Source organism: Pseudomonas sp. R3-18-08 (assembly GCF_003852065.1).
Taxonomy (GTDB): domain Bacteria; phylum Pseudomonadota; class Gammaproteobacteria; order Pseudomonadales; family Pseudomonadaceae; genus Aquipseudomonas.
This window is the reverse complement of sequence record NZ_CP027729.1, coordinates 1,265,609-1,279,896: the sequence shown is the minus strand read 5'-3', so window position 1 is coordinate 1,279,896 and position 14,288 is coordinate 1,265,609. Positions and strand designations below refer to the sequence as shown.

The following is a 14,288-nucleotide window of genomic DNA, read 5'->3' as shown; positions in this document are numbered from 1 at the left end:
GTGCTCGAGATCCGTCACCTTAAGACCCTGCACGCCCTGCGCGAAGCCGACAGCCTGGTGGAGGCGGCCGAGCGCCTGCACCTGACCCAGTCCGCGCTGTCGCACCAGTTCAAGGAACTCGAAGAGCGCCTGGGCATGCCGCTGTTCGTGCGCAAGACCAAACCGGTGCGTTTCACCAGCGCCGGCCTGCGCCTGCTGCAATTGGCGGACGCCACCCTGCCCCTGCTGCGCGGCGCCGAGCGCGACATCGCACGCCTGGCCGGCGGCACCGCCGGGCGCCTGCACATGGCCATCGAATGCCACAGCTGCTTCCAGTGGCTGATGCCGACCATCGACCAGTTCCGCGATGCCTGGCCCGAAGTCGAGCTCGACCTGGCCTCGGGCTTTGCCTTCGCGCCGCTGCCGGCCCTGGCCCGTGGCGACCTCGACCTGGTGGTGACGTCCGACCCGCTGGAGCTGCCGGGCATCACTTATGTGCCGCTGTTCACCTACGAAGCCATGCTCGCCGTGGCCAACCAGCACCCGCTGGCGAATAAATCCTACATCGTGCCGCAGGACCTGCTGACGGAAACCCTGATCACCTACCCGGTGGAGCGTGATCGCCTGGACATCTTCACCCGCTTCCTGGAGCCGGCCGACGTGGAACCCGCCCAGGTGCGCACCTCGGAACTCACGGTGATGATGATGCAACTGGTGGCCAGCGGCCGTGGCGTGTGCGGCATGCCCCATTGGGCGCTGCACGAGTACAGCTCACGCGGTTATGTGAAGGCCAAGCGGCTGGGCGAGAAAGGTTTGTTCGCCACGCTGTATGCGGGCATCCGCGCGGACATGCTCGACGCGCCGTACATGCGTGACTTCTTGCTGACGGCCAAGGACACGTCATTTTCGACGCTCGATGGCGTGAGTGCGGTGCGCTGAGGCCCGCGACAGGCTCTCCGTTACCTGCCAACTTTGGCACGGCCCTGAACCTGTGGCGGCTCAGGAGCCGAAGCCTCTCTAGCTGATACCCCGCGACCTAAATGTGGGAGGGGCGGTGCGACGATTCGACTTGCTCCCGATGGCGGCCTGACAGCCGACCAGGATGTCGGATCTGGGCGAGTACATATCCGTTGCTGCGGTAACGGCGGCTTAGGGTTCCGCCCTTACGGCGTCTCACTTTTGAAAAGCGCAAAAGTAAGCAAAACGCTCTTGCCCCACCACTCGGCACCTCGCTTAGGCTCGGTGTGCCCGTAATCCGACAGTGATTTGGGGGGCCGCCGCCACGCGCCATCCATGGCGCGGGGCGGCTAAACCGGCATCCCTGCCGGTTTACCCCCCAAATCACTATCGGATTCCGGCCAGCGTGGTTTAACGGGGCGCCTAGATCAAGAGCAAGATCAAGAGCGGCTCGCTTCGCATCGTGGATACCTATGCGTTACCTGAGACCAACCTTGCATAGTGCTCGGCTGTCCGAGACACATGCACCGCTGGGCCCCTTGGTGCCGCGCCTACACTCGCCCCTTACATTCATCCGGGCGCACAGCACCTTGCTCAACTTGCGCCCTTTAGTAAGGGTTCGCGCATGCACACCTCATTGCCTTCTTCCCCAGCCCGACAGGGTGACGATCCACAACCGATCCAGGCCAAATACACGCCTCTCGTCACTTTTCAGCCTGTGACGTGGCCTGTGGTCCCCCCGGCGTCTTCGACCGAGGACCAGCAGGAGCACCTCATCGGCGAGCTCGCCAAACTCAACGTCCAAACCAACGACCTGATACAGGCACAGCCAAGCCTGGGCAGGGTGTATCAGCATAAATTGACTGAAGCATTTCCCCATTCGCCCCGGCCCATCAACCCAACCAGATCTTTTACAGCCGTTACCGGGAGGACCAGGAGGGGCAACGGCAACTCTTGTCCAGCGAGCCGTTGGGGTCGTTGCTCACCCGGTTGCGCACGCCAGACGGCGGCACCTATCTGACCCAACAGAGCGGTGCCTTCTACCGGGAACCCAACACACTGGACGCGGACAAGCACCTGTCTTCAAACGGCACGGCGGCGCAGTTGGCCGGCTCGACGGAAATCGCCGTCATCCAAAGTCTGAACGCGTTCTGGGATACCGCCGAGGACGACCAACCCGACCCGGAGGAACAACTGATTGCCTTGCGTCGCCAGGTGCTGGCCCAGCAACTGGCGCTGCGCACGGTGGATGGCACGTTGTCGTCGGCCGGGCGGACACTGGCCGACAATGTGCTCAAGTACCCCACTGCGGCGGCGCGGGAAAAGGCCTTCGCCATCGACAACAGGCCCGCGGTATACCGGCTGATGCTGGAGGACGGCAGCGAGTTCGCCGCGGCATTCATCCTCAATGCCACGGGCAAGGCTCCGCCTACGGGCAGCGTGATGCTGTACAGCCCGGGCGAGGCGTTTGAGGAATATGAAAGCCTGGACCGTTTGAATCAGGCCGTGGCGGCGCGCATACGCGAAGGCGGCCCGGCCGGCAAGCGCCTGCTCGCAAGCCTGTCGAAAACGGCCCGCGCAGGGCTGCCCGGTTTGCCCGTGCTGGCCGCAAGCCCGCCAACGATAGAGGCCGATATCGTGGCGCACTGTGTTCGCTCAGTGCGAATTCGACAATATTTTGCTGTGCGCGAAGCCCTGCGCAAGGAGGCATTGCCGGTGGCCGGCGAACTCGATCTGGCGGCGGCGGACATCACCCAGTATCTGGATATCACCGATGCCTTTGCCACACGTAATCTGCGCCTGATAGAGGTGCGCGAACCCGAGTGGCTGAAAACCGCCGACGTGCACGACCAGGCCCGCTACAGGCAACTGGAACAGGCGATGAGTGACAGCAATGCGGCGCTCATGCCTTTTCTTGAAAAGGTTCAGACACTGGAAGCGTTTTCACTCGAACACACAGACAAGGTCCTGAAAAAACAGAAACCGGCCTATGCCGACGTGGATATTGCCCCGTATAAAAGCCTGGTTCATCTGCGTATATCCGCCTCCCTGCCGGTGGAGTTGATGGGTTATCGCGACGAGAACACCTCGGTCGTTTACATCACCGCCGATGAAAAAATAAACATCCCACGGTTTCTGGAAGGCCAGACACTGACCCATGGCACCTGGAAGAGCCAGGTCGTCATAGACCTGCGCACACTGGGCAGTTACGCCCAGCGCAATGTCGACCCATGGTCCGCCCATGACTTCCACAGAACCATCAGCGCCACCGCCACCCTTGTCGATACCGACGGCAACACCAAGGGCACGCTTGGCGATTCGGATTTACGCGCGCTCGCCCAGGAAGCCGATATTGGAGGAAAATACGCCGAGTACCTGAGGTCAACCTTTGCGCAGGGCAGCGAAGGCAACAGCTTCGCCACCGCCTGGCAGCGCGCCAACGCGGCGAAAATGCACAAGGACGCCCTGGAGAGCCGGTTGAATCCCGATGTTTACAAGCTGTTTATATTCAAGACGCCCGGGAGCGGGCTTGACTGGATAAAGGCGGTGGTCGAGTACCCCGATTCCACAGAACGCCCCCGGGTCAGCGCGTTCGAGATCGACGTGAACCTGTTGGTGATGGGCGGCGCACTGGATGAAGGCCGAGGGGGGCAAGTGATCAACGGCGTGTTGATCATTCAGCGAAAAGGCACCACGCCTGGCGGCGTCTGCGTGCTGTATACACCGGATGCCCCGGATGAAGCGCCGTTCAGGGAACTGGCCAACGGCCTGAAAGAGCTGGACGCGCTGAAGGCAAAACCGCAATGGCGAGCCTACTTCAGCGCGCGCATGGCCACTAACGATGCGCACGAGCGCTCACGGATCTTTAGCGACACACGCGGCGTGCACCGCTATGCCTTAACAACGATAACCGGCAATTTTCACGCGTATTTGTATCTGGTGCAGTTTGGGTTTCAACTCGCGCATGCCGCTTTCCGTTCACGCAGCAATGCGCAGATTTCCCGCGAGTCCACCGTAAACGCCTTTATGTTCGGCATTGAAGTGGCCGATCTTTTTATCGGCCTGGTGCCCGGCAAGGCCGCACAGACGTTTGTGCGCAGGGGCATAGAGAAAGGACTAGGCCTGGCCAGACAACTGGGCCGCCGTATGCCGGGGCTGGTCCGAAAAATCGGCACCCACCACAGGGCACGCATCGCGGTAACAAAGGCTTCGATCCGGCCGTTGGAGCCGGCCTGGGTCGATGTTGCCGCGTATCGGTTGCCCCAACCGATCGACGCATTCTTTGACGTGGAAGAATTTGCCCAGGCGAACCACTACACGCTGTGGCGCACATCGGGCAACGCCCCGTGTTTTTTTGACAAACACAATAACCAACTGATCGCGATGAGGGATGAAGGCGGGCGTTATCACCTGTTTCAGTCCTTTGTCGAAGACGGTGCGCGCTATGTAAAAGACCCGGCAGGAAACAGCGCGAGCTTTATGGCGGTGCCGGGCGACGCAAAAAGCTGGAAGCCACGTTTCGAACGCACGACAGCGGGCGGCGGCACGGTGATGGGCATGCTGCGCGGGCTCACGCCTGAACAGCAAGTCGATGCCGACCTGATCGCGGCGCTTGGTATCTACTCGACAGATGAGCAGTTAAGGTATTTCGAACCCCTCATTAAAGAAATGACGGAGCCACAGAAGCGAGCGCTGCTGGCGAACGCACGACAGCAGATGGGTAATATCGACGAAGCCACCTTTCGTCGCAGGATCTCGGGGCAGCGGAATTTAAGCCCACGCGCCAAAAATGAATTACGTGACGCATTGTTGAGGCTGCATTCGGAGGCGGACATCTACGTCCATATAAACAGATCAACCTCGAACCTGGTCCCTCCCCTGCTCCCGTTGGACAAAGATAAATTGTTTAAAAAAATAAAAAGACTAATTGGCAAAAACGATAACTTTTCAAAAGAAATCCGAGCCTCCATTAAAATTCAGGACCCCGACACAAACGCACAGTTTGTAGGGTATGCGATCACACCCAAGCAGATGAAGAGCCTGGATAAATTTGATGAAAATTATAAACTTTCAACTTGGTCATTGGATTCGCTCAAGGCGTTTCTAAACGAAAAAGGACGCCAACAAACGCTTACCCGAATAGCTACCGATAATAAAATTACGCTCGAAGAGGCGCTGGAATCGCTTTTGTCGAACCCTGAAGTACAAAAATCCTTAACCCTGTTCAGAACAATAAAATTCAAGGAAAAGCTCAAAGAACTTGGCGTGGTCTCCTACGCCGAGGACTTTAAAAAATCCGGTATTCCCTATGTCGCCATGTCACGCGGTACATATAAGAGCGGTGAGTCTGGCGTAAGAATGATCGACAGTGTCGCCGTCACGGATTTTGAAAAGAACCTCCCTCGGTTTTCAGCGTCTTTAGAATTTGACGCCCCCCGTGTACCCACCAAAAAAATTGAAAAACCATCCCCTGCACCGACACCTTCCCCGGCTCCCCCAACGGCCCGAGACCCCGCGGTCAACATCGTGAAGCAGGACGAGTTGTTAGAAGCGCAAAGCCCGCTGCTATCAGAGAGTGCGAGAAACAAACTCGAGCAGATCACTCAGGACATTCAGGCAGGTCGTGTGAGCCGCAAAAAAATCGGCAACTACACCTATACTGATTTACCCCAGATAGAGGCAGGCGCGGGCCGTGGTCGATGGCGGGTGGCCATTGAGCGCACCGCAAAAGAGGATGGCAAAGATGTCTTCGTACTCCGGGGTATCTTTGATTATCACGATACGAGGTCGGTCGCCTGGGGAATGTAATGCCCCTTAACCCTCGCCGCGCAGCTCACGCCACATGTGGATCTTGTCGAAGTAGTCCAGGCCCACCCGCACCGCCAACGGTTCCAGGCCGTACTGGATAAAGCCGCAGCGCCGGTACAACGCAAAGGCGGCGTCATTGCCGGCGGTGACGGTCAGTTGGACTACCTTGAGGTGCGGGTGCTCGCGTGCCTGGTCGAGTGCCGCCTGCACCAACCGGCGGCCCAGGCCGTTGCGTTGATGGGCTGGAGTCACGTACATGCCGAACAACGTCACCTTATGCCGCGCTTTCTCCCGAGGCTCGAACGCCAGGCCGACGATGCCGACCAGTGCGTCGCCGGCATATGCGCCGAGCAAACGGTCCAACGCACCGTCCAGGCGCTTTTGCCACCAACTCAACGGCATCGCTGCGCGCTCGGCGACGCTGGAGGTGAACGCCTGGGGATAAACCTCATAGGCCTCGAGCATCAATGCCCGATAGGTCTCGACATCGCAGGCATTGAGTGGGCGAATCGTCATGCGCCGAGCAGCGACGCGCGGTACAGCGGCAGGATCTGGTCACGGCTCAGCGGCGCCAATGGCAGGCCGCCGTCGCCCATGGGGTCGATCCAGCGGATTTCTTCAATTTCAGCGGCCGGGGATACCGCCACGTCGATGTGCAGCTGGAACATGTCGGCCTGCACGGTAAAGCCAGGCTCGTTGGCGGCGGGCCCCGAGAACTGCCCGAGGTACACCGCTTGTGCCGGATCGATGTGCAGGTTCAGTTCTTCCCGCAGTTCGCGGGCCAGCGCCTCGACCGGTTGTTCGCCCGCGTCGATTTTGCCGCCGGGCTGCATGAAAGCCAGGGTCCCGCGTTTGCGCACCAGCAACGTCTGGCCGTCTTTATCGATCAGGACAGCGGCAGCGATGCGGATAATTGAAGGGCTCATGTGGGAATCGTTATCTCGTCGGGTTGTTTGATAAATACGCTGTATTTTGCGCCCTCCATCGACTCGAACGCGATCAGCTTGTCCACCAGCGGCAGGTTCAGCACCTTGCCGGCGTTGAGCAGGAGCATGCCGTTGTCGGCGTTGAGGTTGCGCGCCAGGACCATGCCGTCCTCAAGTTCGCGGGTGGTGAGGACTTTGACCGTGGGGTCGCCCAGGGTCACGTCGCTGAGGAAGGTGGCGCAGGCCTGCACAAAATCCTCGACCAATTCCGGGTCGTAAAGGCGCCCGGCGTACTTGCGGATATACAGCAACGCTTCGTCGCTGTTCAGGTGCCGCTCCAGGATCAGGCCTTTTTGCAGCTCGATGAAGTCCACGGCCAGTTTCAGCAGCCGCGAACCCGCCGGGATCGCCTCGCCCTTGAGGTGGTCGGGAAACCCCGAGCCGTCCCAACGCTCCTGGTGATGACGAATGATCCGCGCCGCGTCCTTCATCGGCTCCAGGGTCATCAACAGCGACTCGCTCTGGGTCGGGTATTCGCGATACAGCGCGCGGTGGGTGCTGTGCAGCTTGTCGGACGGCGCAACCATCATGCTGTCGGTCCAGCTCAGTTTGCCGATGTTGTACAGCGCCGCAGCCATGGTCAGGTCGCGGGTGCTGGCTTCATCCATGACCTGGGCGGCGCAGTACACGCGGATCAATTCGATCAACGCGCGGTTGGTCTGCTTGTCCTTGGGCAACCGCAGGTTGGCCAACAGCGAAAACACTTCGGTACCGGTCACGTAGCTGCGCTTGAGCTCGTCGTAGGCCAGGTCGAGCATGTCGGCGGTCTGTTGCAGTTCGGCGGTACGCGCCGTCACGCGCTTTTCCAGCGTGGCGTTCAGCGTTTTGAGCTGGTCGTTCTGCTCCCGTGTGAGGCGTTCAAGCCGCTGATGTTCGAGGGTCTGCTGCAAGACCAACTGCAACTCTTCGTCGTTCCAGGGTTTGCTGATGTAGCGGTGAATCTGCCCATCGTTGATCGCCTTGACGATGGTGGTCAGATCGGCGTAACCGGTGAGCAGGATGCGGCCGGTGGCCGGGTACAGGCGGTGGACTTGCGCCAACAGCGTGGCCCCGTCCATACCGGGCATGCGCGCATCGCTCATCACCAGGTCGATGGGCCGGGTTGCCATGATCTCCAGCGCCTGGGCGCCGCTGGTGGCCAACACCACCTCGTAAGGCTGGCTGCGCAACAGGCGGCGCAGGCTGTTGAGGATCGACTCTTCATCGTCGACCAGCAGCACAGCGGACTTCGTAGCGAGTTGTTCATCCATGGCGACTCTGCCTTCAAATTAAACGATGTGAAGCTCGATTGAACCGGTGCGCCGTGCCGATCCAGGCCAGCAGCGCGAAAATGCTGTTGATTTGACGCCAACTGGCCGTCGATATCAAGGGAGCTCAGCTATGCTGTCACTGCATGTTCACACCCCTTTGATTGTAAAACCAGGGAAGGAATCGTTATGCCGTCGAGTCTTCTGCACAGGCGCAGGGCACCATGAGCCCGGAATCAGGGCGGGCCAACCGTCGCATCCTGATCGTCGATGACGCGGCTTCGATCCACCAGGATTTTCGCAAGATCCTCTGCGCCGATGAGCACGGCGAGCCCTCGCTGGACACCTTGGAGTCGGCCCTTTTCGGCACCGCCGCGCCGGTACGCCAGGCATTCGAGCTGGATTCTGCCTACCAGGGCCAGGAAGCGCTGGCGCTGGTGAACAAGGCCCTGCAGGACCAGGCGCCCTATGCGCTGGTGTTTATCGACATGCGCATGCCCCCCGGTTGGGACGGGCTGCAAACCATCGAACAACTGTGGGACGTCGACCCCAACCTGCAAATTGCTCTGTGCACGGCCTATTCCGACTATTCCTTCGAGGCGATCGAAGCGCGCTTGAAGTACAACGACCAGTTGCTGATCCTGAAAAAGCCGTTCGATCACCTGGAAATCCGCCAGATGGCCAGCGCCCTGACGTGGAAATGGCAACTGGCCCAGGACGCCGCGCTAAAGGTGATCAGCCTGGAGCGCACCATCGAAGAACGCGTGCAGGAACTGCTCAAGGTCTCGCACCTGTTGCAATACGACGCCCTCACCGGGCTGCCCAACAGTACGCTGCTGGGCGACCGGCTGACCCAGGCCATCGCCCTGGGCCGGCGACATGACACGCAACTGGCGGTGATGTTTATCGGGCTCGACCGCTTCAAGCGCATCAACAATGCCCTGGGCTACCCGGTAGGCGATGAAGTGCTCGAGCAGGTCAGCCAGAACCTGGTGGCAACGGTACGGGCCTCTGATTCGGTGTTTCGTTACGGCGCCGATGAGTTCGTGATCCTGCTCAACGATATCCAGCACCCCCAGCAAACCCAGCACATTGCGCAAAAAGTGCTGAATGCCATCAGCGCGACGCGGCACGTCGCCGGGCAGGACCTGAGCGTGACCGCGAGCCTTGGGATCAGCGTTTACCCCAACGACAGCGCCAACGCGGTGGGGTTGATCAAGCAGGCTGAAACCGCCATGCACACCAGCAAGGAGCGCGGCCCGAACGACTTCAGTTTTTATACCGAAGACATGAACCTGCGCGCCCGGCACCAGCAAAACCTGGAGAGCGCGCTACGCCAGGCGCTGGAGCGCGATGAGTTGGTGCTGCACTACCAGCCCAAGCTGGAGCTGGAATCCGGGCGGATCGTCGGCGCGGAGGCGCTGACACGCTGGTTTCATCCAAAGTCCGGCTGGATCAGCCCGGCCGAGTTCATTCCGGTCGCCGAAGACAGCGGCCTGATCGTGCGCCTGACCCTGTGGGTACTGCGCCAGGCCTGCGCACAAGCCCAAGCCTGGCGGCACATGGGCCTGGCGCCGCTGCGCATGTCGGTGAATATTTCGGCGATCGACTTTCGCCAACGCAACTTCGTCGACAACCTGGCCGCCATCCTCGAACAAACCGGCCTGCCGCCCGCTCTGCTGGAGCTGGAAATTACCGAAAGCGTGCTGATGCAGAACGTCGATGAAACCGTGGCGATCCTGCAAAGGATCAAGGCGCTGGGGGTGCGCCTGGCCCTGGATGATTTCGGCACGGGCTACTCCAGCCTCAGCTACCTGCGGCGCTTTCCCATCGATGTGCTGAAGATCGACCAATCCTTCGTGCGCGGCCTGAGCATTAATAGTCAGGATGAACAGCTGATCAGCGCTATCATCGGCATGGGAAAAAGCCTGAAACTGGACATCATTGCCGAAGGCGTGGAAACCCTCGACCAGCTGAATTTCCTCAAAGCCCAGCGCTGTGAGGAGGGCCAGGGTTTTCTCTTCAGCAAAGCCTTGGCGCCGCAGGATTTCGTCCAGTTGCTGCAGGTGGGTAGCGCGACACTGATGCCCGATCAATAGCCCCAGGCCGCAAGGAGTGCTCGCTTGAGCCATGTTTCAACTGCCCGTACCGGCTTCATTCTCACGTTGTGCCTGGGCAGCGGCGCACCGCTGGCCGCCGCACCGCTGAACGAGGCGCTCAAACCCATGCCGGCGATACCGGCGCTGGACCCGGCCAAGGTTGAGCTGGGCCGCCAGTTGTTCAACGAGCCGCGTCTGTCGGCGAATAACACGCTGTCCTGCGCCAGCTGTCACCGCCTGGAATCCGGCGGCGCCGACAACAAGCCGTTCTCGATCGGCTTTGACGGTAAACCTGTGGTGCTCAACACGCCTTCAGTGTTCAACGCCAGCCTGAACTTCAAGCAGTTCTGGAATGGTCGGGTAGACACGCTGGAAGCACAGGTTGATCAGGTGGTCACCAGCCCCGTGGAAATGGGCAGCGACTGGAACACCGTGGTGCAGAACCTGGCGGCCCTGCCCGTCTACCAACGCGCCTTCGCCCAGTCTTACCCCGATGGCCTCAACGCCGCCAACGTGCAAAACGCACTGGCTACCTACGAGCGCACGCTGCTCACGCCCGACTCGCGGTTCGATCAGTATCTGCAGGGCAACACCGCGATACTGACCACCCAGGAAAAGTACGGCTACCAGCGCTTCAAGGAGTACGGCTGCATCGCCTGCCACCAAGGCGTGAACATCGGCGGCAATATGTTCCAGAAATTCGGAGTGATGGGCGATTACTTCCAGGCACGCGGCAACCCGCAGGAGTCGGACCTGGGGCGCTACCTGCTGACAAAGGACGAAGAGGACCGCTATGTGTTCAAGGTGCCCAGCCTGCGCAATGTCGCCGTCACCGCGCCGTATTTTCACGACGCTTCGGCCAAGACCCTGGAAGAAGCAGTCGATGTGATGTTCAAGTACCAACTGGGGCGTAACCCGACCCAGGAAGACAAGGACCTGATTATTCAATTTCTCAAGACCCTGACCGGTAACTGGGCGGGCAAGCCCCTATGAGACGCTTGTCACGCCTGTATCGCCGCCGCGCCAGCCAGGTGTTGCTTGGCCTGATGACTCTGGTCCTGGCCTCCACGCTGGTGTTTTTGTACCTCAAGTCTTCCCGCGACCAGACGGCCACTTATACCCAGTCGCGCGACCTGATCCGCCAGCTCCAGCAGCTCAATGCCCAGTGGGACAGCGAAGTGCTCAAGGCGCGGATCGCGCTGACCCATAACTACGACCCGCTGGTCATGCCCCTGACGGAAATGACCCGGATCGGCGCTGAACTTGCGAGCCGCGGCGCCTACCACAGCGCTGCCGACCTGCCGGGTTGGCAAGCCAGCCAGGCGGCCTATCAGGCGGCCATCCAGGACAAAGCCCGGCTGGTGGACCAGTTCAAATCCCACAACGCGGTGTTGCGTAATTCGCTGGCGTTTCTGCCGACCGCCGAAGATGACATCCAGGCCCAATTCAACAGCATTGACGACGAAGGCCGCCTGCAAATGCAAAGCGTGGCCACCGACACCTACGACCTGCTGCTCAGCAGCCTGGAGTTCGCCCAGGTCACCAGCGACGAGCGCGCCGCCGATATCCTGGTGGGCCTGGGCAAACTGGCGATCAACAAACAGAGCCTGCCGGTTGAGTTCCAGGCGCCGGTGGATATCCTCAGCAATCATATTTCGCTGATCCTGCGCGAACAGCCTGTGGTCAACAGCCTGCTCGAACGGATTGCCGCCGTGCCCGTGGCCGAGCACCTCGACGCGCTGACCACCCACCTCGATCAGGACCAGCAGGCCGCCGACCTCATCGAACATCAATACCACCGCTACCTGCTGGTGTTCTCGACCTTGCTGGTGGTGCTGCTGCTCTACCTGGCCGTGCGCCTGCTGCGCAGTTTCGCCGAGATCAACCGCGTCAACCGCGCCTTGCAATCGGCCAACGAAACCCTGGAACAACGGGTGGAACGGCGCACGCAACAACTCAAGGACGCCCAGAGCGAGCTGCTCGACAGCGCCCGCCAGGCAGGCATGGCAGAGATCGCCACCAACGTGCTGCACAACGTCGGCAACGTGCTCAACAGCGTAAATATTTCCGCCGACCTGGTCAGCCGCAAACTGCGCAGCAGCAAGGCCTTGGGCCTGGGCAAGGCCATGCAACTGATCAACGCGCACCAGGGCGACCTGGGCAGCTTTCTCACCGAGGATGAAAAAGGCAAATTGCTGCCGGGCTACCTGAACCAACTGGTGGACGCGATTGCCATCGAGCAGCAAGGCATGAGCGATGAGCTGGCGCAACTGAGCAAAAGCGTCGACCACATCAAGGACATCGTCTCGACCCAGCAATCCTATGCCGGCGCTTCCAAGCTGCTGGAGCCTGTGGATATCGCTGCCCTGATGGACGATGCCTTGCGCATGAACGCCGGCGCGCTGACGCGTCACCACGTCACGGTGGTCAAGGAATACGCGCCGGTGCCGCAGATTCTGGGGGACAAACACCGGTTGCTGCTGATCATGGTCAACCTGATCAGCAACGCCAAGTACGCCATGACCGGTCTTTCCGAGCGGCCACGGCAAATCACCCTGAGGGTCGAACAGGTAGGTGACCAGACCCTTAAAATCAGTGTGAAGGACGATGGCGAAGGCATACCGGTCGAGAATATGACGCGGATCTTCACCCACGGCTTTACCACCCGCAAGGAAGGCCACGGCTTCGGCCTGCACAGCTGCGCCCTGGCCGCCGTGGAAATGCACGGCCAGCTCACGGCTCACAGCGACGGACCGGGCCTTGGCGCGGTGTTTACCTTGACGATTCCCTTGACCCTTGTCGGAAGTACCGCATGAACCAGCCTCCCAACCGGCGCATCCTGCTGATCGATGACACCCCGTCCATCCATGAGGATTTCCGCAAGATCCTGATGCCGAGCGCAGAATCCAATCTGGCGCTGGACGAGATGGAGTCGGCGCTGTTTGGCGACACCGCCACGCCGCAAGCCCAGGCGTTCGAGCTGCACTGCGCCTATGGCGGCGAGGAAGGCCTGGCCTTGCTGAGCACCGCCATGGCCGAGCAACGCCCTTACGCGTTGGCCTTCGTTGACATGCGCATGCCCCAAGGCTGGGACGGCGCGAAGACCATCGAGCAGCTGTGGAAGGTCGCACCCGACCTGCAAGTGGTGGTATGTACCGCGTACTCGGATTATTCCTGGGATGACCTGCTGTCGCGCCTGAACGCCTATGACCGCTTGCTGATCCTGAAAAAGCCGTTCGACAACATCGAAGTCCAGCAAATGGCCAACACCCTGGCCAATAAATGGGACATGGCCCGGCGCGCGTCCCTGCAAACCCAGCATCTGGAACAGCTGGTGGAACAACGCACCCAGGCGTTGCAGTTGGAAATCAACGAGCGCAAGCACCTGGAAAGCCAGTTGGTGCAGTCGGAGAAGCTGGCCTCACTGGGGCAACTCGCGGCCGGCGTTGCCCATGAGATCAACAACCCGGTGGGTTTCATCTCATCCAACCTCAGTACCCTCGACAGCTACTTCAACCAGTTGCAACAGATGCTGGAGGCTTATCAACACAGCGAAGCGCTGATCCCGGCGCAGGACCAGCGCGAGCGGCTCAACGCGTTGCGCACAGAACTGGAACTGGAGTTTCTCAAGGAAGACATTCCGGTGCTGATCCGCGAGTCCAAGGACGGTATTGGTCGCGTGGTACAGATCGTCAAGGACCTGAAGAACTTCTCGCGGGTGGATAACGACCAGACCTGGCAGTTCGCCAACCTGCAACAGGGCATCGATTCGACGCTGAACATCGTCGCCAGCGAACTCAAGTACAAGGCCGATGTGGTCAAGCACTACACGCCCCTGCCGGACATCGAATGCCTGGCCTCGCAGCTCAACCAGGTGGTGATGAACCTGGTGATCAACGCCGCCCAGGCCATGGGCCCGGAGCGCGGCACCATCACCATCAGCAACGGCGTGGACGGCGACACCATCTGGTTGGAAGTGGCGGACAACGGCTGCGGCATCGCACCCGAGACCGTGCAGAAGATCTTCGACCCGTTCTTCACCACCAAGCCGGTGGGCGAAGGCACCGGGTTGGGGCTGTCATTGTCCTACGGCATCGTCAAGAAACACCGGGGGCATATCTCGGTCAGCAGCGAGCTGGGCAAGGGCACGACGTTTCGGGTGGTGCTGCCGATTCGGCAGACGGCGGCGTAGGGCACGCCGCCGGGTACAG

At 60.5% G+C, this 14,288-nt stretch carries 9 protein-coding genes; 6 read left to right on the top strand and 3 right to left on the bottom strand.

All coding sequences use genetic code 11. The features are described from left to right. Positions 1-918, top strand: a complete 918-nt coding sequence (gene metR / locus C4J92_RS05730) for a transcriptional regulator MetR (protein ID WP_124361487.1) — start codon at positions 1-3, stop codon at positions 916-918. 972 nt (positions 919-1,890) lie between these two features. Further along, on the top strand, positions 1,891-5,745 hold the full coding sequence (locus tag C4J92_RS05725; protein ID WP_124403224.1) for a dermonecrotic toxin domain-containing protein: 3,855 nt from the start codon (positions 1,891-1,893) through the stop codon (positions 5,743-5,745). Between the two features lie 6 nt (positions 5,746-5,751). Here C4J92_RS05725 and C4J92_RS05720 read toward each other — a convergent pair whose 3' ends face one another. From C4J92_RS05720 to C4J92_RS05710, 3 genes are read right to left on the bottom strand one after another with little or no spacing between them, the layout of a single operon-like run. Continuing rightward, positions 5,752-6,261: a GNAT family N-acetyltransferase gene (locus C4J92_RS05720; protein WP_124403223.1), complete on the bottom strand. Its 510-nt coding sequence runs from the start codon at positions 6,259-6,261 to the stop codon at positions 5,752-5,754. Beyond that, the gene (locus C4J92_RS05715; RefSeq protein WP_124403222.1) at positions 6,258-6,671 is read right to left on the bottom strand and encodes an NUDIX domain-containing protein; all 414 of its coding nucleotides are present in this window, start codon (positions 6,669-6,671) and stop codon (positions 6,258-6,260) included. Before C4J92_RS05715 ends, C4J92_RS05720 begins: the two co-directional genes overlap by 4 nt. After that, entirely contained in the window at positions 6,668-7,981 is a 1,314-nt protein-coding gene (locus C4J92_RS05710; RefSeq protein ID WP_124403221.1) for an HD domain-containing phosphohydrolase, read from the bottom strand. The genes C4J92_RS05715 and C4J92_RS05710 overlap by 4 nt, the downstream gene beginning before the upstream one ends. 221 nt (positions 7,982-8,202) lie before the next feature. Between C4J92_RS05710 and C4J92_RS05705 the strand changes: the two genes are divergently transcribed. The 4 genes from C4J92_RS05705 to C4J92_RS05690 are packed head-to-tail and all read left to right on the top strand — an operon-like array spanning position 8,203 to position 14,269. Continuing rightward, positions 8,203-10,077: a bifunctional diguanylate cyclase/phosphodiesterase gene (locus C4J92_RS05705; RefSeq protein ID WP_124403220.1), complete on the top strand. Its 1,875-nt coding sequence runs from the start codon at positions 8,203-8,205 to the stop codon at positions 10,075-10,077. 24 nt (positions 10,078-10,101) lie between these two features. Continuing rightward, positions 10,102-11,070: a cytochrome-c peroxidase gene (locus C4J92_RS05700; protein ID WP_124403219.1), complete on the top strand. Its 969-nt coding sequence runs from the start codon at positions 10,102-10,104 to the stop codon at positions 11,068-11,070. Beyond that, positions 11,067-12,893, top strand: a complete 1,827-nt coding sequence (locus C4J92_RS05695) for a DAHL domain-containing protein (protein ID WP_124403218.1) — start codon at positions 11,067-11,069, stop codon at positions 12,891-12,893. The genes C4J92_RS05700 and C4J92_RS05695 overlap by 4 nt, the downstream gene beginning before the upstream one ends. Further along, positions 12,890-14,269: an ATP-binding protein gene (locus C4J92_RS05690; RefSeq protein ID WP_124403217.1), complete on the top strand. Its 1,380-nt coding sequence runs from the start codon at positions 12,890-12,892 to the stop codon at positions 14,267-14,269. The genes C4J92_RS05695 and C4J92_RS05690 overlap by 4 nt, the downstream gene beginning before the upstream one ends. The last annotated feature ends 19 nt before the right edge of the window (positions 14,270-14,288 follow it).